The following is a 22,851-nucleotide window of genomic DNA, read 5'->3' on the forward strand; positions in this document are numbered from 1 at the left end:
ACATTTGTTAGGTTTGCGGTCGCGTAAATTTATGAGTGAAAACCCTGAAATACTGAAGATTGAAAAAGCCTTCCCATTGGAGATGGGGGGTGAGTTGCCCGAATTGGAAATTGCTTACCATACGTGGGGACAACTCAATGAGAAGAAGGACAACGTAGTCTGGGTATTTCATGCATTGACAGCCAACTCCAATCTGGCGGACTGGTGGGGTGACATCCTATGTGATGAATCTGCACTGAGTCCCAACAAGTATTTCATCGTTTGTGCCAATATCTTGGGGTCGCCGTATGGCACCAGTAGCCCTTTGACGATCAACCCTAAGACAGGAGAAAGATATTATTCGGATTTCCCGATGTACACGATCAGAGACATGGTTGCGGCTCATAAGATATTGAGAGATCATTTGGGGATTGAAAAAATTGCCATAGGTCTCGGAGGATCCATGGGAGGATTTCAAGCCTATGAATGGGTGGCTCAAGAGCCTGCTTTGTTCGAAAAGCTCATTTTGGTCGTAACTGGCCCGAGAGAATTGCCTTGGCGATTGGCAGTGCACGCTTCACAACGGATCGCTATCGAGGCGGATCCTACTTGGCGAGATCGTGATATGAGAGCAGGAGAACATGGAGTGGCAGCAGCCAGAGCCATTGGGATGTTGTCTTACAGGAATCACACGATCTTCAACCAAACGCAGGCTGATTCAGAATCTAAAACCGAGGGTTTCAGAGCTGATTCTTACATGCGCTATCAAGGTAAGAAATTGATTGATCGCAAATTTCAGGGCTACCTGCTGTGGTTGATGACCAAAGGAATGGATACGCATGATATCGGTAGAAATCGTGGTGGAGTAGAGGCTGTTTTGAAGACTATTCAAGCAGAAGTGCTACAAATCTCCATCGACTCTGATCTACTCTTCCCCGCTGACGAACAGCAGTGGATTTCTACTCACATACCCAATGTGACCTATCGCGAAATCAACTCTCTCTACGGACATGATGGATTCTTGACCGAGTTTGGCAAGATCAACAAGCTCATGTTGGAGTTTTTAAGATAGAATTCTACCTCTTGATAAATCTTAGGGTTTGACTATTTCTAGAAGATGTCAATTGAATGATGTAAATAGATGGTAGTAGCCTGTCCAATTGATTATCAATCTGTTTTTTTATGTCATCTAATTTGGCAGGTACATTGGTAGAGATGTAGGAATGTCCAGAGATATCCACCAGTTTCATGGTAAATTCTTCTTGATCAGGGCCAACAAAATTTAAAGTATTGTCAACATAGGTTGGGTAAATACTTACTTCTGGAGAAAGGTATGACTGAACCAATATGATGTGGCTGTATTCAACAGTTCCATCATAATCATACTGCTTCAATCTGTACATTGCTGGTGATGCCAGTTCATAATCAATGAATGAGTAATCTTGTTTGTGATTGATAGTTCCTCCTCCACTGACATAGCCAATTGTTTCAAATGTTTTCCCATTTGTACTTTTTTCTATCTCAAAGCCATCATTATTGGTCTCAGTAAGTGTAGTCCACTTGAGGAGTATGTTATCTCCCATGATAGTGCCTGTAAACGAAGATAGTTCTACAGGCAAGGTGCTACATGGCCCACCATCGCAATTGACCGAACCAGTGAACCCAGTGTCATCTGTACCATTGTTCGTCGCTGTGTTTGTTATATTAAGACTGCCATTGCCTGTCAATACTCCGTAGGGTCCAGCTGTCATTGTATTACCTATGTTAACAGTGCCATTGATATTCAAGGTTGAAGTTGCGCCAACAGTTCCTAAAAAAAGATTTTCTTCGATTGACAATAGAGCGCCTGCTTCAACTGTGACAGTAGCACCAAAATTAATTGAAAAACTACCTGAGTTGATAATTAACTCTCCATCAGGAGCAGTCCCGTCCCCTTGAATAATAATAGAAGAACCAAATTGGGTAAATGACACACCCGTTACATTGATGGTCAGAGACCCAGATTCAGTAATGACAATGGAGGAACTAGATATAGGATCAGCAGCAGTGATGACACAGTCATCTGTAATAGTGAAACTCCCACCTGCTAAGTTAGACCCATTACTATCTGGGCACTGAGCATAAGAAAGAAAGGGAAAAACAACCAATATAAGAAGAAAACTGATCTTCAAATCATTCATAAGTTAGGGTGTAAAAGTGGGTGGAACTGGCTGTACAATACAAATCTAACGAGCTCTCTTGACAATTAGTGTAAATATTTTAGAGACATTATGTAGAGAGCAATTATTCATAAAATAGCTATAATCCTTCTCTCTTTTATGCAATTTGGATGGGCTATTCTAGTAAAAGGGTATGTTTTTTTGCTTTTTGTACGGGGCTGTAACTTATGTTACAATCCAAAAAAGACGCAACGCGTACATTTGTAATAAGATTTAAAGTTATTGACCCATGAAGATAGAACAGATATACACAGGTTGCTTGGCACAAGGAGCCTATTGCATAGAGAGTGAAGGCGAAGCAGCCATCATTGATCCGCTGAGAGAAGTACAGTCTTATATCAACAAGGCTGAAAGCGATCATGCCAAAATCAAATTCGTATTTGAGACGCATTTTCATGCTGATTTTGTGTCTGGACATGTGGATTTGGCGGAGAAGACAGGAGCCAAGATCGTATTCGGTCCTCATGCGGACACTACGTTTGAGAGTTATTCAGGCAAGGATGGGGAAATTTTTGAGATTGGAAAAGTGAAGATCAAACTCCTACACACGCCTGGACACACGATGGAGAGTAGCACTTATCTATTGTACGATGAGGACGGAAAGGAGCATGCCATATTTTCAGGAGATACCTTGTTCATTGGAGACGTAGGGAGACCTGATTTGGCCATTAAGAGCGATTTGACTAAAGAGGACTTGGCAGGGTATCTATTCGACAGTTTGAGAAGTAAGATCATGACGTTACCAGATGACGTGATCGTCTATCCTGCTCATGGAGCAGGTTCTGCTTGTGGCAAGAACATGTCGAAAGAAACTTGGGATACTTTGGGACACCAAAAGGAGGTGAATTATGCACTGAGAGCAGATATGACTCGTGAGGAATTCATCAAAGAGGTTACTTCAGGAATCTTGCCAGCTCCTCAATACTTTGCTCAAAATGCCATAATGAACAAATCCGGTTATGATAGCATCGACGAGGTGATGGCCAAAGGGAATGTTGCTTTGGATGTGGAGACTTTTGAAGCGATGGCCAATCATGAAGGCGCGTTGGTTTTGGACACGCGAAGCAAGACTGATTTTGTGGAATCACACATTCCTAATTCTATTTTCATTGGGATCGATGGCAGCTTCGCACCATGGGTTGGGGCATTGATTACGGATTTGAAACAAGCCATAGTCTTTGTTGCTGATGAGGGCCGCGAGGAGGAAGTACTCACAAGGCTATCTCGTGTGGGATATGACAACACGCTTGGCTATCTCCAAGGAGGGATCGAGGCATGGAAGCAAGCTGGAAAAGAAACTGATAGCATCGAATCCATCACTGCAGAGGAACTGGAGCAGCGAATGGTGACAGAGTCTATGACAGTCATGGATGCACGCAAACCTGGTGAGTATGCTTCTGAGCATGTGGATGGAGCTCTGTCTTTTCCATTGGATTTTATCAACGAACACATGGATGAGCTCAACAAGGATGAAAAGTATTACGTTCACTGTGCGAGCGGGTATCGATCTGTCATTGCTTCGTCGATTTTGAAATCCCGTGGATTTCACAACATTGCAGATGTGGCGGGTGGATTTAAGGCGATTCAGGAGACAGGAATCAAAAAGTCAGATTATGTTTGCCCCACAACCTTAAAGTAGGATCAATTAAATATCACTTATATGTATCAGAATATTGACGAAATAGACTTTGCAGAAAAATTTGCCGCAGATGACAATGCTGTTTTGTTGGATGTAAGGACGCAACAAGAATGGGATGCGGGCTATATCGAAGGGGCTATTATGTTGGACTTTTTCAATCCAGAATTCCCTAAAGAAGTGGAAAAATTGGACAAAACTAAAAACTACTACATCTACTGTCGCAGTGGCAACCGTAGCGGTCAGGCCTGTGGTTTGATGGAAGGCATGGGATTTACAGGTGAGCTGTACAATCTCGAAGGAGGTATCCTAGGCTGGACTGGTGATTTGGAGCACTAGGATTCAAGATTTAGAGTTTAAGACCCAAGACTTTAGTTATACCTAATTTCTTGGGTTTATTGTTTTTAGACCTTTGTACTTTTAGGAAGAATAACATGCTAGGGTAACAATTGTTACAATATCCTCTATCGAGAGTACTTACTTTTGTCTTGTATTAAACACAAATCGAAAATGGGATTGTTAGAACTGTTTGGTTTTGGAAAAAAGAGAAAGGCACAAATGATAGAAGCAATTAAAAAGGGTGCTGTGATCGTCGATGTACGTTCACCAGCAGAATACATGGGAGGTCATGTCGATGGGGCTAAAAATTACCCGTTGGATAGCATAGACAAAAGATTCGCAGAATTGAAAGCAACAGGTAAGCCAGTGGTGTTTTGCTGTGCCAGTGGTATGAGAAGCGGAATGGCAACCAACCAAGCCAAATCTGCAGGCATAGAAGCATACAATGGAGGTGGCTGGATGTCACTCAATGGCGTGATGCAACAGATATAATGGGAGAAAATGAAGTGACAAAAAATCCATTTGAAACTATTCAAATGGATTTTTTGTCTAATTACAGAATTGTGAATTAGAGAAAAATTAAGCTTATGATAGAGTGGATGAGTCAACCATGGCCTTGGTATGTAGGGGGGCCTTTGATTGCAGTGGTGATGATTACCCTGCTGTTTTTTGGAAAGCGTTTTGGGATTTCCAGTAACCTGGAAACGATGTGTTCCATGGTTGGTGCAGGTAGATGGGTGGATTACTTTAATGTCAATTGGAAGGATAAGATTTGGAATCTGGTGTTCGTATTGGGGACGCTGATTGGTGGATACATTGCCCATACTTTTTTGAACAATGGTGACGCAGTTGCGATTTCTCAATCGACGATAGAGAATTTGCAATCCTTTTCTATTCAGAATCCCGGTGCGCAGTATTTACCAGCAGAGTTATTTTCCTTGTCAGCACTGTTGACAATCAAGGGATGGATTATGCTGGTCGGAGGAGGTCTCTTGGTAGGTTTTGGGACGCGCTATGCTGGAGGCTGTACTTCTGGTCATGCGATCACTGGACTCAGTAATCTGGAATTGCCTTCATTGATAGCCGTCGTTGGTTTCTTCATTGGTGGATTGATCATGACGCATTTGATCTTACCGTATTTACTTACCCTTTAATCTTAGCATCAGATGAAATTTATAAAATATCTATTGACGGGAATTGTATTTGGAATCATCTTGAGTAAGGCGGAGGTCATCTCATGGTACAGAATTTACGAGATGTTTCGATTTGAATCCTTCCACATGTTTGGGGTCATCGGATCGGCAGTTGTTGTTGGTGCTATTTTGCTCCTAATGATCAAAAAGGTAGGCGCAAAAGACATCGATGGACAGTTGATGCAACTGAAACCCAAAGAGAATGGCTTCAAGGCCTTGTTGTTTGGGGGTGTTATATTCGGTCTTGGTTGGGCAATGACGGGCGCTTGCCCAGGTCCTATGTTCATTATAGTAGGCTATGGTACACCAGTATTCTTGGTGGTGATTTTGAGTGCTACATTAGGAGCCTTTCTTTACGGTGCTTTGAGGAAGTACTTGCCGCATTGATGTAAGCGTGCATGTTCTCCTGTTTTCGGAGAATCTAGTACAAATTGGGTAGCTGCTCTACTCGGACAGCTTTTCAAATTTTATAGTACTACTTTTACTCAGTTTGGAACATGATCTGCACACATCTATTGTCTTCGTCCTCTTCTGACAAAGGCTCCGTTTCTCCTTTTCCAACAGTCGAGATACGATTTGTATTGATACCTGTTTTGATGAGTTCATTTGCCACTGCACTGGCTCTTGCTTCGGAGATTTGCTGGTTAAATTCTTCTATACCAGGAGCGCTGGCATGTCCCACTATCGTGACGTTGAGTTTCTTGTGGGCTTTCAGAATCTCAGATACCTTGGTAATGACCTTGTATTGATTTCCCGAAATGACCGAGTCTTCAGATGCTTGTGCAAACCGGATGATGAGGTCTTTTTGTGTGAAAACAGCATTGAGTGAATCGGGTAGTGTCTCTATTATTTCTTGTTCGTACGATTCTGTGACGAGTTCTTTTGGTGTCTGCATAGGCTCGGTCGGAGTAGACCAGACAACAGGTGCTGGTTGCACGTTGGGTACGTATGACTGATTGTCTGCAGGTCTGTTTTTGCTACGACATAGTTTGATCCCGAGCATGATGCCGTGTGAGCCTCCCAGAGATTGGGTTTTGGTAGATACCTCGTAGTTGTATGCGACGATGAATCGATCATTGATTTGTAGATCAGCCATTGCAGCGATTCCATACCTGGTTTTGTAGATAGCGCCCAGTCCTAGGATGTCATGCAATACAACTCTGCCACCAATATCTAGCTGGTCAGTTTGCGCATCATAATTTCGATAGAGGAGAAACCCTTCGAGCTGCCAATTAGGTCCGCTTACGAGATCATAGGCCGCATAGGCATTGAATTGTTCACTTTGTGCAAAGTTTAGCTCTGATTTCCTAGAAAACGTCTGAGGTATCGCTACTCCCAGTGTGAGTCTTCGGGAGGTAAACATCAATCCTAGACCGTTGGACAGACTTGATTGGGGTTGATTTTGTCCGATCAATAATTCGTCGGTGTAGTCACTGGCTATGACTTCATCCATGTTGAACCGCTGTTGGTCGATACCTAAGGAAAAGGCTGCATGCAGAGTGCTCTCCTTTGAGATTTTCAAGTGATAGGCATAGCTGATGTTTCCTGAAAATTGTGAAACTATGCCCAAATCCGAGTAGCGTATGGCAGTACCCAAGCCATGAGAAGGCGTCAGGCTTCCATAGAGACTCAGTTGCTGCGTGCTAGGAGAGTCATCCACTCCGGTAGCCTGTACTCTGCGATTCACGAACCCGTAGAGGCAGTTGTTCAACCCTGCTGCGGCAGGATTGATGAGGAAGGGGTTCTGATTGTATAGACTGAATGGTGATATCTGCTGAGCCGAAGTAAATTGGCTGCAGAGAGTCATACTGGCTATAAGAATGATTCGGAGGTAGTTTGTTTTGGTGTTCATTCTATTATTTCATCAGGGTGATTTTTCCTTTTTTTGTATTTTGGTCGGGGCAAGATAGGGTGTAGTAATACACGCCTTGCGGTAGGGATCTGCCATGATCGGTTCCATTCCAGTCGTTGTTGTAGCCAGTGGATTGATAGATTACATTTCCCTTGCTGTTGTAGATCTTGATTGTACAAACCTCTAGTAGCCAATTCCCTTTGATCTCCCAGAAGTCATTTTTGCCATCTCCATTGGGGCTGATGAAATTGTTGATTTCTATTTGGTCATTGACAGTGATGGTGATCTCATCACTTGCCGAGCATCCTGTCTCACTGGTGGCTAACAGCATATAAGTAGTCGTTTGGGTAGGTCGAGCAACGGTGGTCATACTGGATGGATCGTCGAGTCCATCGGAAGGAGACCATTCGAAGCTATTCGCTTCGCTGGCAGTGGGACTGAGGGTATATGAGAAGCCTGCATCGATGGTGGCGTCTGCTCCAGCATCTACCTCGACGACCGGATGTCTTGTGATGGTGAAAGCGCAAGTGGCCGTGTTTCCGCTATCGTCGGTGACGAGGTATTCATTGGTGGTCACACCTACTGGAAATGATGATCCACTGGCTAGACCTGCTGTTTGAGTCACCGTCAGTGTTGTACAATTGTCAGTAGCAGTGGGCTCTTCAAAGGAGATGATTTCCTCGCAGCTTTCTACATTATGAGGGCAAGTGATGGTTGGTTTGATTTTGTCCTCAAGGATGACGCTGAAAGAGCAGACCTCCGTATTACCACTCGCATCTGTGGCAGTGAGTGTGATCAGTTGTGTAGCAGTGATCAATGTGCCCATTGATGGAGACTGGGAGACAATAGCCGTTCCGCAATTGTCATTCGCAGTAGCCAATGAGGTGTAATCCAATAGCGTGTACTCACAATTGGTGTTAATACTGACCGTTTGATTCGCAGGACACATGATCGTAGGTTTCGTGTTGTCCTCTGGGATAAGGTTGAAGGTGCAAGTCTCAGTGTTGCCATTGCCATCTGTTGCTGTGAGTGTGATCTCTTGGATAGCATTAATCATTGTACCAATCGCTGGGGATTGTGTGACTGTGGTCGTACCACAGTTGTCACTGGCTGTTGCTAGTGATGTAAAGTCTATCAAAGTGTACTCACAGCTCGTATCGAAACTCACATTCTGATCCGAAGGACATGTGATCATAGGTTTCGTGTCATCTGCTGGAATTACATTGAAGGTACAAGTCTCTGTGTTGCCTGCATCATCTGTAGCCGTCAGTGTGATAACTTGGCTTGCCGTGATCACTGTCCCAACTGCTGGGGATTGTGTGACTGTGGCAGTTCCACAGTTGTCAGCGGCGGTTGCTAAAGTCGTGTAATCCAATAGCGTGTACTCACAGCTCGTGTCGAAACTCACATTTTGATCTGCAGGGCACGTGATCGTAGGTTTCGTGTTGTCGGCTGGTGTCACACTAAACGTGCAATTTTTTGTGTTTCCATCCCCATCATTGGCAGTAAGTGTGACGATTTGAGTAGCGGACAAAACAGATCCTGGAGCAGGAGATTGTGTAATGGTAGGCGTACTACAGTTGTCACTGGCGACCGCCAAACTTCTATAGTCAGGCAAAGTATATTGACAACTGGCGTTAAAATCTATCGTCTGATTGGCTGGACAGGTAATGGTCGGTTCATCATCTACAATGACTACAGATTGGGTTTTGAACTGAGAACATGTTCCTCCAGTCGTGTACCTAACAGTATAGGTGCCACCGCTGCTAGCCGACAAATCTATTTTACCCGTAGAACTATTGATAGAAAGACCCGAAGGAGAACTGGTAAATGTACCTCCTGCGTCCCCTGATATAGTAGGCGTGGGATCAGGTAAATTAGAACAATAGCTGCTGCTACCGTAACTAAAAGAAGGATCTCTAACTACCCCCAGTTTTGCTATTATTTTCAGATCTATATCGCTACTGTAAACACTAAGTAATATTTCATTTCCATATTGGGTTGTTGTAATGCTATTGGATCCATCTCCATTGCCCTGTCCTTTAGCACTAGCTTGGACAACCAGTTGATCGCTGGCATCCCCAGGGTGCATCACTACGCCAACATAAAATATACTGGTGGTAGGAACTGGCAAAGAAGGCAGCTTAATCCAAAACTCTCTAAAATTATGCACTACCCCTAACGAAGTAGGCGAAAGACCTGTTACACCCCCGACCTGAGTGCCTGGTCTGCCTGACCCATTGTCATCATAAACCATCACATCAATCCTGAGATTATCATTGTCATCCGAAAGAAACCCAAGACCTAATAAAACAGCTCCTACTGAGCTCGTACCAGGACTAGGACTCGTAAAGCCTTCAAAGATTGTTTTTGCGTCTGTTGGGTTTGTAGAGTTCGATGGATCTGGTACACCTGTAAGTCTACCTGATCCATAATTAAAAACAGTTGTGGTTGGAGAGGGGGTTTCCCACTCATAGGATAGCGTATCACATTCTTGCGCATTGGATAGGGTGAATGTCAACAAGGTAAGAGCAACGAGTAGTATCTTTTTCATCTATGTATAGGTAATAATTAGAGGATAATTTTTACTTGATTAGTTAGCATGAAAAGCGACTTGAACACATCGACTGGCCTTCTTCTCGTAACGGAGGATTGATGAAGTGATCTGTAAATGAAAAGGTTTGTGGCTCACATACTGAACTAGAAGATGAGGCAAAATCGGTCATGATACTTTGTGCTAGGGTGATGTCTGGAAGCAAGGCCAAAACAACAAATGAAAGATGAAGAGGGATTAGAAAGCTATGGTTTTTTCTCATGAATTCGCTGGCCTGATTTAAAAATGTAAAGATGGGCATGGCAGGTCGGCGAGACAATACGAGGCACTACGTATATCCATACGTGTTACCTCGTATTGTTGGAGATTTCTTGATTTTATTGGCGTTCAGCTACTCTAAAATGTATAGTCCCCTGCAATCTGCAGCAAGGTTGCTAGCATGATATCAAGCATCCATACGTACCAATTGTAAGCATCATGGATCGAAAACCTCTTGATTACTGCATTTTCAAGTCCAAATGACCAACATGATTGATACAGGAAGATAAATGGAGGTCTGTCATCTTGAGTAGAATGATCGCTCAGTTCAATGATCAACGGAATATAGGTTGCCGAGATGCTTGGCAAGCAAAGTGCAAAAAGTGCTTTCATGATTTGGACACTATAATTAATTCCTTTAGTACATGTTTTTCATATTTTATCCTGAACTTGGTCGCATTGATCAATTACAATAATGCTATAGTTGTGCAGCGAGTATTCTTTTTAGTGATTTTTTCTTTTTTGATAATATTTAAGGGTTATGGAAATCACAAATATGATTCACTCCTAGAGGTGATCGAAAAACAACAGACCTGGGAGTCCAAGGTTTCATTGTATGATACACTGAAACAATGGATTTATCCTGAGAAATTGGAGATCTATCAGAAATATATTTCTCGGATTATCCAAAATACCGAAGCAGAAAAAAAGTATGACTTTGCCGCAAAGTATGCGATATCTCTGGCTAGGACATATTATTCGGAGGTATTCATCCCTGATTCTGCATTTGTAATCCTTCATAGAGCACTTAACTGGGACGATCAGTTGTCATCATCTACTAGGGCAGCACTATTGATCCAGCTGGGGCATGTCTATGAGTTTACAAACGCATATGATAGTTCGCTACAAGAATATAAGAAAGCCATTCATATATATGAAACTCTTAATGATTCATCTCAGAGGGAATTTGGAGAAGCCTACTTATTTGCGGCTGCCAGATATATGCAAAAAGGTGATTTTATCAAATCAGGTGAATTGTTGGAAAATGCGCGTACGATATTTACTCATAACTATGATACCGCTAGCCTAATCAAAACCATCAATGAGACTGCTATACTGTATGGGATGAACGGGTTTGCAGAAAAGGCCATTGAGCAACGAAAAAAAATCATCCAATTGAGTAATTCAAGTACAGAGATTGGAATGATTCTGGTGAATTACATGAACTACGCCACTGAAGCACGTAAATTGAATAATGATAGTCTAGGGATTCGTTTATTAAAAAAAGTGGTCTCTCTTGGCGAACCAAAGCCAGACTTAAGGTATTCAGCTTACAGTAAGCTCACAGTTGCATATACCAAAATCAACCGCTGTGATTCTGCCCTACATTATTTTCAGCGAATGCAAGCTGAACGAGACAAGTTTAAGGAATCCAAATGGCTGGATGAGCTTTATTTATGGGCTCAAGTCTATTCCCTGTATTGTCAAAACAGGTACGACGAGACAATTACCTTAACTAAACAATTGATCCATCAATGCCTAACTCAAAAGAAGTTTGAAGAGGTGATGGAAATGGAGAATTTGACGTATAAATGCTATTTGGCAAAAGGCGATTTTGAAAATGCTTATACTCACCTACAGTCTTCTATTCATATCAAAGACTCCATATTCAGTGTTGGCAAGTCCAATGCACTGCTATACATGGAGACATTGTATGAAAAAGAGCACAGGGAGAGACAGATCTCTGATCAGGAAAATGAAATCAAAATGCTTGCAACATCTAATTTGTTTAAAACCCGATTGAGTTGGTCTATCGGAATCGGTCTGTTGATGTTTTTTGCAGGGATCTATTTTTATCGATCTTCTAGATTTGCCATTCAAGCGAAAGAGTTGGAAACCATCTATTCGCGCCAACTGCTAGTCGCTCATGAGGATGAGAGAAGAAGAATTTCTCAAGATCTACATGATTCTGTCGGCCAGAGTCTTATGTTGATCAAAAACAAGGTGGCCTTGAATCAAGATGAAAATACGGAAAACATGGTGGCCAGGGCTCTGGAGGAGGTTAGATCGATCTCAAAGGCACTGCACCCTGCCGTATTAGAGAACTTGGGTCTCACCGCTGGGATACAAAAACTGGTAAAGGATGCTGATGAGTATTCAGATATATTCTTTTCTGAGGAGATAGATGCCATAGATGGTTTTTTTGATAAGCCAAAGGAATTGCAGATCTATAGGATTATTCAGGAGTGTTTGAATAATATACTGAAGCATTCGATGGCAGAATCCGCCGCTGTAATGGTCAAAGACGAACTAGCTCGTGTAGTGATTCAGATAAAGGATTATGGAATAGGTTTTGATTTGATAGAGAATGCGGGTGTCATTACTAGTTTGGGAATGAAGACACTCAAGGAAAGGACACAACTTCTAGGAGGGAAATTGATGGTGGAGTCGGTGAAAGGCAAAGGGACAACCATCACGCTGCATGTTGCAAAACAGAAAGACAATGCTTGATTCAAGAGTCGCATGAATAGCGGTCGCAGATAATCATGACTTGTTGTTGCATGGGAAGATAGAGAAAAGATGGGCAGAAACTGGCCATCAAGGAGTCTGTTTCTGTAAAAGCGGTAATTATGCTTTGGAATGAATAGGCAGTGTCAAAGTGAAGGTAGTACCAATCTCTGGTACACTGTCTACATGTATACTTCCTCCATTACCTTCTACTTGACTTTTGACCAAATACAAACCTATCCCAGAACCTCTGGCGCTTTCTTTTTCATGTAATCTCTCAAATACCTGAAACAGCTTTTCGCCATGAACTTCCAGATTGATTCCTATCCCATTGTCAATGAATACAATTTTAATATTGTCTTTCACCATCTCACTTCTAATATTAATGAGTGGAGTTCGGTCTTTGTGGCTATACTTGATAGCATTGGTGATCAGGTTTTTGAATATACTATCTAAATCGTACTTAGAGATGTAGATATGTCTGGATGCAGAAAAGTCATAAGAAAGAGTGGTTTGAGACTCTTCTATTTCTATTTTCAATTCTTCTTCTAGACCTTTTAAAGTTTTATGAAGGTCACAATTGCTTTTTTCTCTGATGCCAGATTTTTCTTGACGCAGTAGTTCTGAAAAATCTTGAAAAGTTTCTACCCAGCTATTAGTAGCTTGGTACAATCTCTCAATGAAGTCCTTTTTTTCTAATTCGGTAAAGTCATCTCTTTTTAGCAAATGGATGAGGCCTTTGATGTTTGTAGCAGGACCTTTTAGATCATGTGTTATTTTGTAAGTGAAATTGTCAAGAGAATGGTTGATTTTCAATAAGTGATTATTGATGTTGTTTTTTTTCTGATGAGATTGCCCAAGTTTATAACCCGCAAATCCTAACACCAAAGGAGCAGTATCCACCACATAGTGGATTACATTGATGTGATGAATATAGATGAAACCTTCCCAATTCATAGGGATGTGGTTCAACAGGCAGTCAAGAATCAAAGCAAATATGGGAAAGATCAAACCAAATATGACACCTGCTAAAGTGAATTTGATGACTGTCCCGAGTCTGTTTAAGTAATTCAAATCGGAGTGTTGTTTAATCATCGAACGATAACTAGCAGGTAGTAATCATTCAACTCATCAAAAACGCTACCATTACATGTATTATTACTTGGATATAAAAATATTCATTGCAAGTAAAAGGACTTCTCCACAACGAGAAGTTCTTTTACTTTTAGTCTTGAGAACAGCTATTCAATTTTGGTGGATGCAGTTATGTCTTTCACATCACTGATGTCAAAAACAGGCATTTCTGTTAGTTTGACATAGTTGGCATAGAGTTCTTTGAAGTAGATTTCAGTGAATTTATCTTGATCAACAAAGTCAGGCCCTATTTTCGGAAAGGCGGTTAGTATTTTTTCATTAGAAACATTGAGTAGGACTCGCAGGATTTTTAGAAAGTTGATCTCTTCTTGGGTGATTTTGTCATCTGCTTGTACGGTTCTAATAGCTGCATCTATCAATTGCAACTCCTGATCGTCAGTCATGCTGACACGTTTCACCCTTTTAAAATAGTCGTCAAAGAAGTCAATGCCTCTTCGGTTTACATGGTCAATTAACTCTGCGAGTTCATCTTCAATATTCAGCGATCCGAAGAAGTGCTTTTCGCTAGCTTTCTGTCTTATGAAATCCAATTCATCTTGAGCAATGTGCGTATCACATATCATAAAGGCAAAGACAGTTCTAAGGAGTAATCTTTGGTATTCGGTAGGGAGTGCTTGATCGGTCATACTATTGGTTATTAATGTGCCTTTAATTTACTAAATGTTGGGTACTAATTGATCTCAGCCAATGATAATTTGCTGATGGAGCTTGGTTTTTGAGTGGTTGGATGCTGACGTCCACCTGTGAGTTCTTGTACTCTCTCAGACAAGTAGTAGTCCAATTCTCTTAGGTGGACTACTCCATCTGGTTTGATATCGGCTTTACCGTCGTTTATACCTTCCAAGATAGATAGAGTGAAAGCGCCGTGTCCCCAATCTGGGTGCTCTAGAGAGTACTCATAGCCAGTGGCGGCAGCCATGATCACCACACCGTACTCTTTACCTGCTAGCTGTCTTACAGCTTCTGTGTTACTTAATTTCTTTTGGCCAATATTGTTACCGAGTTGTCCACTGTGGCAGGTGTCTATGAATAATACCACTTTGGCGGACATATTTCCGACTAAATCGGAAAAGTCTCTCCAATCGATACAGGATATGCGAGGATTGTTGGCATCCCCATCATGTGGTATGATGTAAAAGTTGTCGTCGACATTCATGCCGTGAGAAGCGATGAAAATGATTACAAAGTCGTCTACAGTGGTGTAAGTCTCTAGGCGTTGAAAGGTATTCAATATCTTGGCTCTGGTGGCATCCTTGTTGGTGAGTTTGATGCTTGTGACCGAATTATACATTTTTCCTTTTTGAGCTTTGAACATTTCGTCTATCGCATTGGCATCATCATCTGCATACCTGAGGTCATAGCTAGCATTAGCAAATTCGGAAACACCGATAGATACCATGTAGAGATTGCTTTTTGTTATTTTTTTATTGATTGGATCCAATGTGACTTTGCTTCTTTCTGTACTTGCTGTTGTTTGTACAGATTTGGATTGGATCGTTTCGTTTTTGAAAGTAACAGCCATCTCTGTGGAAACGATTTTGGAGGTTTTGTCTGCTGCAAAGACACTGAAAGCATATTCTCCATTGCTTCCCTCTGGCATTTTCACTTCCAAGGATACCTTTTCTGCCTGTCCATTTCCTGAAATTTTTAATTCTGATTTGGAAATGATAGGTCGACCATTGACCAATAGTTTGATTTGTGTGACGGGGTCTTGTGATGTTATCTGGAAGTTGATGGTTGCCTCTACGCCATTTACTACAGTCCCTGGTTTAGTCAACCATGCGATTGTCGGAGGAGTGATTTTTTCTTCAGGTTTGGCATTCAACGACAGAGCTTCAGCTACTTTTTCATAGGATTTGAGACGAAGCGTTTCTTTGATTACATCTGGTCTGTGATAAAACTTGCTGAATGCAGAGACATCATGGAATTCGGCGAGTTTGTTACGCCCTTTGTTGATATGCCAGCCGATGTATTTTTCACCACCCGCAGATGCTTCGTAGAATCCTTGTGGAGTCCATATCACCCATTCATTATCTACTGAGATAAATAGGGTGAATAGGTTTTCTCCTGTTACATTGTTCCATATTTTGATGGTTTGGTCATTGCTTCCAGATACAACAAGTCCCTGCTGTGCAAAATCTGATACTGCCCAAACTTCTCCTTCGTGACCCATGTAGTTACCCAGTTTTTCGCCAGAGAGGGTGTATTTGCTGAGTGTATAAGATGAACCGATCACCACAGCTTGACCATCGTTGATGAAGGAGTAAGATCTGACAGTTCCGTCCTTCAATTCATCTGTGGCAATGATATTCTCTCCGAATTTTATTGAATTGGAGGATTCTTTGGAGAGATATAGGCCTTTGTATTGTATGGTGGCAGTATGGAAATTATCTACCGATTCTATGCTTCTCATTAGCAGAAGTTGGTTGAGATCGAAAGCTTTTTCCAAGACCACATCGTCCAAATTTCCTGTTGGATTACTTTGACTGAAACCAATGGTTTTCAATTTTTCATCCACACCTACTCCGAAGACACTCTTTCCTGAGCCCACTAGGTTTCTAACTAGTTTCCCACTTTTTGCCTCCCAAATGAGAATGTTTTTGTCGTCTCCTCCCGCAGAAGCGATATAGATGCCTGTTGCTTCATCAAAGCTTTCAAAGGGAGCGGTTGTGATTGAGCTTACTGCATTGGTATGGTAGTCGAATCTTGAAATAATGGATTCATCACTCAGTTTGAATACTATACCTACACGACCCATGGCAGTGAGGTATTGATTGTCTGGAGAGATCTCTAATACATTGATGGCACCAGGCAACTGCGCCAAAGTGCCGTTGAATTTGCCGTTTAGTGTCCATTTTACAATTTGTCCATCTTCTCCCGCAGAGAGTAGCTGGTAATCACCATATTTGACTTTTCGGACTGATTTTTCGTGGATTTTGAATTTGCTAGGATTGGTTCCTGTGATGGTCCAAGTTTTTACATATCCTTGATTGTCTCCAACCGCGATATACTTGCCGTCTCGGCTGATATCAATGGTGTTAATTACATTGTCAATGTTAGGTATGGTGGTGAGAACACTAGCCAAGCGACCGTTCTGAATGGACGAAATGTCCCACACAATGATAGATTGATCTGCCGATGCACTTACCAATTTGCTTCCGTCTTGCGAAATAACCATGTCTAACACTACATTTTGGTGTCCTTTTAGACTAGTCAGTAATCTATTGTTGGCTAAATCGATAACTCGGATTTCGCCTATCGACTCCTTGTCACCTTCTTGATTGTCAAAATACCCTCCTAGGAAGAGGAACTTCTTGTCTTTGGATAGAGCGGAGGCATAGATTTTTCCGTTGACCCCATCCTGTCTTTCGAACCTGTATGTTTGATGCAACGAACCATCTGCTACATCCCACACTCTGACTGTTTTGTCTTCAGAAATCGAAAGTAATTTTTTACCATGGTCTATGAAGGATAGACCATGAATGAGACCTGAATGTCCTTGGTTGTCAATGATTAATTTTTGCGCATGAGTACTATATGCTATAAGGAGAATTGATAGGACTAGAGTTGTAACTCTCATAATAGGTTAAAGATTAGGATGCTTTTAGTTACTCAGAGTTGTGATCATTAGTCGTTTTTCTGCTTTCAAGGTTTCGGAGTTTTCAGATTTTTTGAACCCTCGAGTTTTTTGAATAATTGCTTCGTTGTTTTCGATGATGAAGTCATAACCATACTCTTTTCTAGTTTGCAGTGGTTCAAATGGTATGCTTTGGGCATTGAGTTGAAGAGTTTCAAATCCGAAAGGTTCTGTGCATTCAAAACTATCGGGCAATTCGTAGGCTTTGTTGACATACTCTCTACTGATGTAGTAATCATTGAGCAAGAGAACCTTACTGCCATCAGCCAAATGATAAATGAAGCGTAGATAGCACTCTCTATTGGCCTTTACGAACAGTTTCATTTCCTCACCGTTGGTGAAAATGAGGTTGTCGGTGCCTTTGTTAGTAAACACATCAAGGATCAACCCCCCACCTGTGATTTCATTTTGAGCAAACTGCTGCATGGATACCATGGCTTCTTGATAATTCTCAGGTTTGTAACTGATTTGATTGATATCCAAGGTGCTTTTGGGTAAAAAGCAATCTGCGCTGGCAATAGCTACCGAGCTAGTTTGGTTTCGCAGGATGGTGCTGATTTTGATTCTATCAGATTCTTCCCAGTAGTTTCCATTGAGGATATAAGCATCCTGATCAGTGCTGCCTGTACTAGCTACCCTGAAACCCAATTGAGTCAGTTTTTGTTCCAAACTGGTCTTCATTCTTCTAGAAAAGGAACTAGACATGGGAGTGTCTTGGTAGGTGAAATTGTTGACTCGCAGAGGTGTTTCCTTATTGTCTTCTAATTGACTGTTGAGCGCATAGGCGATGAAAAAAGCAGCATCATCCAGTTGGAATTGATCTGTGTTTCTTACAGCTCGGAGTTCATTGTCAATGTTGATTTTAAAGGTATTGACCTCATCTCTTTTGATAGCGGGATGGTTGTAATTCTCAGTGAGGGTGATCAACATTGTAGAACTTTGTTCTATGTTTTTGATCGAAGTTTGGAGTTGGTACAGTGTTTTGATTGCTCTTTCATTATCAGCTGCTGCAATTTGATTTTTGACGATTTGGTACTGTGTATGTACATAATCTAGGTCTCTAGCGATCTCATGGCTATAATAGTTGATAACATCTTGTTTTTTGGCATAAGAGAATGCGTAAGCAATTTTCTTTTTGGAATCGTAGTAGGTTTCGGTTTTGAGACCTGCTATAGTGGCATTGCTGACGGAGGTGCTTTTCTTTTTGAATTCTTCGTGGGTGTCGGCATTGACATTGTGTATGTTGAGTGTGCTGATACTTTTGATATCGACGAGGATACTTTCAGATAATTGATCTCTGCTGTAGTTTTTGAGTCTGAAAAGCAAATCTTCTTGAGACTCTTGGCTGTAGTGATTTTCTGATAAGAAGCCAACCAAATATTCCGTCTCTGGGTAATTGATGGTCCTACTCATATGATTGGTCCAAGAGGGCGCTTGACCAAGAACAGGGATGAAAGGAGTAAGGAGTAATAGAAAGAGGAGACCTTTATTCATTTTCAAATGCATTAAAAGTATGGGGAAGACGACCCTTCCCCATTATATTAAATAATCCTTTTTTAGAAGTTCATCAATTTGTCGAGTTTTTCTCTCGCTACATTTGTTTTGTCTTCTAATTCTTGTTTGATCACATCTTTGGCAGCATTTTTAGCCAATTCTTGGCTGTATGCTATTCTGATTTGGCATTCATAGTTTTTACCTTCTTTTCTATATAGCTCAGTAAGTGGGATCACGCGAGCCAATTTTTGAGCAATGATCTCAGTAGAGGCAGACACAGTTTGTTGGATAGTTGCTGCATCCTCTGCAGTCAGCTGCTCTGTAGCGATATTGGTCTCGATGATGGAAGCAATAGTTGAGCTGATTCTACCAGCTAAGTCTTGTTTTGCAATGGTCGAGGCTTGAAGTTTTGCTGCTGATTGAGTGCCTGCCAGTGAAGTTCCTGATCCAACAAAATACTCTGGATACCCTTCGTCATCTACCTGTGCTTCTTTCATCCAAGCAGTTTCGATTTGTTTGTCCAAAGGAAGTGTCCCTGGCTGTGTAAACCAACCGTCCTTTTCGATTTGCTTAGCTTCTTTTCTTGCTTCTTTGATAGCCTTGTCATTAAGTTCCTTCTTCAAGGCTTTTACATCTTTTTTGTCTTGCTGTGCCTGAGCAGAAAATGCAAAAAATAGAGCGATCAAAACTCCTAAAGCATATAGATTTCTAGTTTTCATGTTTATTGATTTTTATTGGATTTTTTAAACGACTCAATTTATGCACTAGAAGCTGAATTTTGAAAAATTATTCGATGAATAAAGTTCTCTAAACGTTCGCTATCTAGTGTGGTTCGAGGAATTAGTAATGTCAATCAAGGTAATTAAAATAATCAAAGACTAAATTTGCGGACAATGGAAGAAACGTACCTAGAGGAGGAAGAATTATTTGAGCATTACCGGATCATCGCTGACCCCAAGCAGGAGTTGTTGCGAATTGACAAATTCCTGATGGATCGCTTGCCAAATGTCACTCGCAACAAAGTGCAGGAGGGAATCAAAGATGGATCGGTCAAGGTCAATGACCTCATCGTCAAACCCAACTATAAGATACGTCCTGGTGACGTAGTAGTGGTAGCACTATCCGAACCACCAAAGGATACAGATATTATTCCTGAGGAAATACCGCTTAATATCGTCTATGAAGATGATGACTTGCTGGTGGTCAACAAAGAGGCTGGTATGGTCGTACACCCAGCCTATCAAAATTGGTCTGGTACGCTAGTTCATGCACTTACTTGGCACTTTCAGAACCTGCCCACCATGCCCAACAATGACGGTAGGCCAGGATTGGTTCACCGCATAGACAAAGATACTTCTGGACTGTTGGTGATTGCCAAAACAGAAAAGGCGATGACCAGTCTGGCCAAGCAGTTTTTTGATCACAGTATAGAGCGTACCTATTATGCGTTGGTATGGGGAGAGCCTACCGAGGAAAAGGGAACTATCAACGTAAATCTCGGAAGAAGTCTAAAGGACAGAAGAATCACAGCCCCATTTCCTGAAGGGGATTTTGGTAGGACGGCGATTACTCATTACGAAGTGATCAAATCTTTGAGATATGTTTCTCTCTTGAAATGCAACCTAGAGACTGGACGTACACATCAGATCAGAGCGCATCTCAAATATATTGGGCATCCATTGTTCAATGACGCGACGTATGGTGGAGACAAGATATTGAAGGGGACTACTTTTACCAAGTATAAACAATTTGTCGATAATTGCTTTAAAATGATACCAAGACAGGCTTTGCATGCCAAATCACTCGGTTTTGTACATCCGTCTACTAATAAATTTGTTCAGTTTGATTCAGAATTACCTTCTGATTTTCAATCGGTGATTGAAAAATGGGAGAATTATGTTAATACTATTGATTGATGCAACTCATACGATTCATTTGGTACTATTCCTTTTGGTTGTTCGTCCGTACCGCTCTTCACTTTTACTATAAGAAAATCAAAGTTGTAGGATATGAAAATGTCCCTAAAGGTGTGCCAGTGATATTTGGTGCCAATCACCAAAACGCTTTGGTTGATCCACTGTTGATGACCACTCATGTGTATCAGATGACGCATTATTTGGTGAGGGCGGATGTTTTTAAGAATCCTTTCGTTAAACGATTTTTGAATTCACTCAATCTCATGCCAGTATATCGGGCGAGAGATGGGGTCAATTCTGTCAAGGAGAATCAAAGGATTTTTCAAGCCTGTTTTGATGCCTTTAAGGCCAAAGAATCGTTGATGCTTTTTCCGGAGGGAACTCATGACAGCAGGTATGTAGTCAAACCGATGAAGAAAGGCATAGCGAGAATTGCCCTAGGAGGGTTGGCTCAGGCTGATGCACCGACGGAGTTGTACATCGTGCCGATTGGGCTTACATATTCTGGACAGTCTCAATTTAGGTCATCCGTCGTATTGCATTATGGCGATCCGATCAAAGTAGAGCCAAAACCCGAAACGCCTGAAAACATTGACGCTCTCAAAGATCAATTTGAATCTTCATTGAGTGATTTTCATGCTGCCTTGCCTGAGGATGGGTATGCTTATTTGGAGAAAGTATTCTTCCATGACCAAAGCCCTAAAAAGCTGATCTTAGATTATCAAAATATCAATCAACAAGCCAGAACCATTCAATTAAAGGCCACAGAGACAGAGAAGCAGGAGATTCTTGATTTGGGTAAACAATTGGAGAAAGGAGGATTGAATTTTCCGTTTGAGAAGAGAGAGCAACCGTTTTGGACGGCTCTTTTAGCGATGGTATTGAGCCCATTGGCTGCTGTTGGATTTGTGCTAAATTTCCCTATCATATTTATTCCCTGGAAGATCATGCGCGGAATCAAGGACAAGGTGTTTACTGACACAATTTATTTTGGGATTGGTCTAGTATTAGCACCGTTGATGTGGTGGAGTTATACCGTCTTGGCATATGCCCAAACAGGGTCATGGCGGGTGAGTGTCGTGGTGTTGTTTGTCGTTCCTGCTACTCTGTTAGCTTATGGCCGCTTTGACAAAGCCATGTATGTTTACTCACAAAACAGGAAACTTGCTAAATCAGTTGAACTTCGAAATCTCTATGGTCAGTTTGTACAAAAGGTGACACATTTGAAGAGCTATATCAAATGAGTTCTCCAGAGACGAATCTGTCTTTGCCGTTGATGTCTTGGTGTATCTGTACTTGACCATAGCCTGAGGTTGACAATAATTCTGCTACTTCAGTGCCGAATTTTTCGTTGATTTCGAAGAAAAGACAACCACCTCTTTTTAACGTACTTTTGGATCGTACAGCAATCGCTTCATAAAAAACGAGCGGGTGATTATCCTCTACGAACAGCGCCAAATGTGGCTCGTGATCCAAGACATTGGAGGTCATTTGTTGCTTTTCTCTATCTAAGACATAGGGAGGATTACTGATGATGATGTCCAAGTCCTTTTCATCCAAATCCTGATTGAGGATGTCTAATTGCCTGAAATCTATTTTGCAGCCCAATAAATCTGCATTTTTTTTTGCTACCTCCAGAGCAGGAATACTAATATCATAAGCGATTACTAGGCTGGTATTGATCTCTATGTATAGACTACAAGGAATACAGCCAGACCCAGTACCTATATCGGCTATTTTGACGTTTTTCCAGTTCTTATATTCTTTGATGATTTGGATCAGCGATTCTGTCTCTTGTCTCGGGATCAATACATTTTCGTTGACATAAAATTTTCGACCATAAAAATCTGCTTCTTCAAGAATATACTGGATGGGTTCTTGTTTTTGAAGTCTGGAGATCACTTGATGCAAATGTTCGACTTTGTTTTCCTCTACAGTTGATTCTTGATTGAGGATTAAGTCAGTTTGATTCCAATCAAAGATCTTTTCTAAGGCAATTTTACTGAGAGCTTCTGCTTCTTGCTGACCAAAAATAGGATAGAGTGTTGAAACCACGGATTGATGTGTCTCACGAGGAAAGATTACCTTCATGTGACAAAAATATGGAAAGA

19 protein-coding genes are annotated in these 22,851 nt (G+C 41.5%); 9 read left to right on the plus strand and 10 right to left on the minus strand.

All coding sequences use genetic code 11. The features are described 5' to 3' along the window. The first annotated feature begins 31 nt into the window (after window positions 1–31). Window positions 32–1,051, plus strand: a complete 1,020-nt coding sequence (locus N6H18_RS09115; RefSeq protein ID WP_262311528.1) for a homoserine O-acetyltransferase family protein — start codon at window positions 32–34, stop codon at window positions 1,049–1,051. A 4-nt stretch (window positions 1,052–1,055) separates the two neighbouring features. Here the strand turns inward: N6H18_RS09115 and N6H18_RS09120 are convergent, their stop codons facing one another. Beyond that, window positions 1,056–2,159 (minus strand): hypothetical protein, encoded by a 1,104-nt coding sequence (locus tag N6H18_RS09120; protein WP_262311529.1) that lies wholly within the window; start codon window positions 2,157–2,159, stop codon window positions 1,056–1,058. Between the two features lie 268 nt (window positions 2,160–2,427). On the opposite strand from N6H18_RS09120, the gene N6H18_RS09125 reads away from it, so the two are divergent. The 5 genes from N6H18_RS09125 to N6H18_RS09145 all read left to right on the plus strand — a co-directional run bounded on the left by N6H18_RS09125 (window position 2,428) and on the right by N6H18_RS09145 (window position 5,753). Further along, a complete protein-coding gene (locus N6H18_RS09125) occupies window positions 2,428–3,837 on the plus strand; it encodes an MBL fold metallo-hydrolase (RefSeq protein WP_262311530.1) in 1,410 nt (469 codons plus the stop codon). A gap of 21 nt (window positions 3,838–3,858) precedes the next feature. After that, complete coding sequence (locus tag N6H18_RS09130; RefSeq protein ID WP_262311531.1) at window positions 3,859–4,173, plus strand: rhodanese-like domain-containing protein; 315 nt, start codon at window positions 3,859–3,861, stop codon at window positions 4,171–4,173. 171 nt (window positions 4,174–4,344) lie between these two features. Then, the gene (locus N6H18_RS09135; RefSeq protein ID WP_262311532.1) at window positions 4,345–4,665 is read left to right on the plus strand and encodes a rhodanese-like domain-containing protein; all 321 of its coding nucleotides are present in this window, start codon (window positions 4,345–4,347) and stop codon (window positions 4,663–4,665) included. 95 nt (window positions 4,666–4,760) lie between these two features. After that, window positions 4,761–5,327: a YeeE/YedE family protein gene (locus tag N6H18_RS09140; protein WP_262311533.1), complete on the plus strand. Its 567-nt coding sequence runs from the start codon at window positions 4,761–4,763 to the stop codon at window positions 5,325–5,327. Between the two features lie 12 nt (window positions 5,328–5,339). After that, complete coding sequence (locus tag N6H18_RS09145) at window positions 5,340–5,753, plus strand: YeeE/YedE family protein (RefSeq protein WP_262311534.1); 414 nt, start codon at window positions 5,340–5,342, stop codon at window positions 5,751–5,753. 94 nt (window positions 5,754–5,847) lie between these two features. Here the strand turns inward: N6H18_RS09145 and N6H18_RS09150 are convergent, their stop codons facing one another. The 3 genes from N6H18_RS09150 to N6H18_RS09160 all read right to left on the minus strand — a co-directional run bounded on the left by N6H18_RS09150 (window position 5,848) and on the right by N6H18_RS09160 (window position 10,423). After that, window positions 5,848–7,218 carry a PorP/SprF family type IX secretion system membrane protein gene (locus tag N6H18_RS09150; protein ID WP_262311535.1) on the minus strand — a complete coding sequence of 457 codons (1,371 nt, stop codon included), beginning with the start codon at window positions 7,216–7,218 and terminating at the stop codon, window positions 5,848–5,850. Between the two features lie 4 nt (window positions 7,219–7,222). Beyond that, window positions 7,223–9,772, minus strand: a complete 2,550-nt coding sequence (locus N6H18_RS09155; protein WP_262311536.1) for an HYR domain-containing protein — start codon at window positions 9,770–9,772, stop codon at window positions 7,223–7,225. Between the two features lie 396 nt (window positions 9,773–10,168). Beyond that, the gene (locus N6H18_RS09160; RefSeq protein ID WP_262311537.1) at window positions 10,169–10,423 is read right to left on the minus strand and encodes a hypothetical protein; all 255 of its coding nucleotides are present in this window, start codon (window positions 10,421–10,423) and stop codon (window positions 10,169–10,171) included. 129 nt (window positions 10,424–10,552) lie between these two features. On the opposite strand from N6H18_RS09160, the gene N6H18_RS09165 reads away from it, so the two are divergent. Continuing rightward, window positions 10,553–12,541 (plus strand): tetratricopeptide repeat-containing sensor histidine kinase, encoded by a 1,989-nt coding sequence (locus N6H18_RS09165; RefSeq protein ID WP_262311538.1) that lies wholly within the window; start codon window positions 10,553–10,555, stop codon window positions 12,539–12,541. A gap of 117 nt (window positions 12,542–12,658) precedes the next feature. Here the strand turns inward: N6H18_RS09165 and N6H18_RS09170 are convergent, their stop codons facing one another. The 5 genes from N6H18_RS09170 to N6H18_RS09190 form a co-directional block, all read right to left on the minus strand. Then, entirely contained in the window at window positions 12,659–13,633 is a 975-nt protein-coding gene (locus N6H18_RS09170; protein ID WP_262311539.1) for a sensor histidine kinase, read from the minus strand. A gap of 146 nt (window positions 13,634–13,779) precedes the next feature. Continuing rightward, window positions 13,780–14,319, minus strand: coding sequence for a tellurite resistance TerB family protein (locus tag N6H18_RS09175; protein ID WP_262311540.1), 540 nt, complete (start codon window positions 14,317–14,319; stop codon window positions 13,780–13,782). Between the two features lie 44 nt (window positions 14,320–14,363). Further along, window positions 14,364–17,273, minus strand: a complete 2,910-nt coding sequence (locus N6H18_RS09180) for a caspase family protein (protein WP_262311541.1) — start codon at window positions 17,271–17,273, stop codon at window positions 14,364–14,366. A gap of 24 nt (window positions 17,274–17,297) precedes the next feature. Next, the gene (locus N6H18_RS09185; RefSeq protein ID WP_262311542.1) at window positions 17,298–18,824 is read right to left on the minus strand and encodes a DUF4384 domain-containing protein; all 1,527 of its coding nucleotides are present in this window, start codon (window positions 18,822–18,824) and stop codon (window positions 17,298–17,300) included. A 62-nt stretch (window positions 18,825–18,886) separates the two neighbouring features. Further along, entirely contained in the window at window positions 18,887–19,543 is a 657-nt protein-coding gene (locus N6H18_RS09190; RefSeq protein WP_262311543.1) for a hypothetical protein, read from the minus strand. 174 nt (window positions 19,544–19,717) lie between these two features. On the opposite strand from N6H18_RS09190, the gene N6H18_RS09195 reads away from it, so the two are divergent. Then, window positions 19,718–20,740 (plus strand): RluA family pseudouridine synthase, encoded by a 1,023-nt coding sequence (locus N6H18_RS09195; RefSeq protein WP_262311544.1) that lies wholly within the window; start codon window positions 19,718–19,720, stop codon window positions 20,738–20,740. Further along, window positions 20,740–21,984, plus strand: a complete 1,245-nt coding sequence (locus tag N6H18_RS09200) for a lysophospholipid acyltransferase family protein (RefSeq protein ID WP_262311545.1) — start codon at window positions 20,740–20,742, stop codon at window positions 21,982–21,984. The genes N6H18_RS09195 and N6H18_RS09200 overlap by 1 nt, the downstream gene beginning before the upstream one ends. Here the strand turns inward: N6H18_RS09200 and prmC are convergent. Continuing rightward, window positions 21,977–22,831, minus strand: a complete 855-nt coding sequence (gene prmC / locus N6H18_RS09205; protein WP_262311546.1) for a peptide chain release factor N(5)-glutamine methyltransferase — start codon at window positions 22,829–22,831, stop codon at window positions 21,977–21,979. The two genes, N6H18_RS09200 and prmC, sit on opposite strands and share 8 nt — an antisense overlap. Window positions 22,832–22,851 lie beyond the last annotated feature (20 nt).

Origin of the sequence: Reichenbachiella agarivorans (assembly GCF_025502585.1) — a bacterium.
Classification (GTDB): domain Bacteria; phylum Bacteroidota; class Bacteroidia; order Cytophagales; family Cyclobacteriaceae; genus Reichenbachiella; species Reichenbachiella agarivorans.

Coding starts and splice junctions, on each gene's coding strand:
- N6H18_RS09170 (WP_262311539.1), bottom strand. CDS start 13,633: ATGATTAAACAACACTCCGATTTGAATTACTTAAACAGACTCGGGACA.
- N6H18_RS09115 (WP_262311528.1), top strand. CDS start 32: ATGAGTGAAAACCCTGAAATACTGAAGATTGAAAAAGCCTTCCCATTG.
- N6H18_RS09125 (WP_262311530.1), top strand. CDS start 2,428: ATGAAGATAGAACAGATATACACAGGTTGCTTGGCACAAGGAGCCTAT.
- N6H18_RS09155 (WP_262311536.1), bottom strand. CDS start 9,772: ATGAAAAAGATACTACTCGTTGCTCTTACCTTGTTGACATTCACCCTA.
- N6H18_RS09200 (WP_262311545.1), top strand. CDS start 20,740: ATGCAACTCATACGATTCATTTGGTACTATTCCTTTTGGTTGTTCGTC.
- N6H18_RS09145 (WP_262311534.1), top strand. CDS start 5,340: ATGAAATTTATAAAATATCTATTGACGGGAATTGTATTTGGAATCATC.
- N6H18_RS09160 (WP_262311537.1), bottom strand. CDS start 10,423: ATGAAAGCACTTTTTGCACTTTGCTTGCCAAGCATCTCGGCAACCTAT.
- N6H18_RS09180 (WP_262311541.1), bottom strand. CDS start 17,273: ATGAGAGTTACAACTCTAGTCCTATCAATTCTCCTTATAGCATATAGT.
- N6H18_RS09195 (WP_262311544.1), top strand. CDS start 19,718: ATGGAAGAAACGTACCTAGAGGAGGAAGAATTATTTGAGCATTACCGG.
- N6H18_RS09175 (WP_262311540.1), bottom strand. CDS start 14,319: ATGACCGATCAAGCACTCCCTACCGAATACCAAAGATTACTCCTTAGA.
- N6H18_RS09120 (WP_262311529.1), bottom strand. CDS start 2,159: ATGAATGATTTGAAGATCAGTTTTCTTCTTATATTGGTTGTTTTTCCC.
- N6H18_RS09190 (WP_262311543.1), bottom strand. CDS start 19,543: ATGAAAACTAGAAATCTATATGCTTTAGGAGTTTTGATCGCTCTATTT.
- prmC (WP_262311546.1), bottom strand. CDS start 22,831: ATGAAGGTAATCTTTCCTCGTGAGACACATCAATCCGTGGTTTCAACA.
- N6H18_RS09185 (WP_262311542.1), bottom strand. CDS start 18,824: ATGAATAAAGGTCTCCTCTTTCTATTACTCCTTACTCCTTTCATCCCT.
- N6H18_RS09135 (WP_262311532.1), top strand. CDS start 4,345: ATGGGATTGTTAGAACTGTTTGGTTTTGGAAAAAAGAGAAAGGCACAA.
- N6H18_RS09130 (WP_262311531.1), top strand. CDS start 3,859: ATGTATCAGAATATTGACGAAATAGACTTTGCAGAAAAATTTGCCGCA.
- N6H18_RS09140 (WP_262311533.1), top strand. CDS start 4,761: ATGATAGAGTGGATGAGTCAACCATGGCCTTGGTATGTAGGGGGGCCT.
- N6H18_RS09150 (WP_262311535.1), bottom strand. CDS start 7,218: ATGAACACCAAAACAAACTACCTCCGAATCATTCTTATAGCCAGTATG.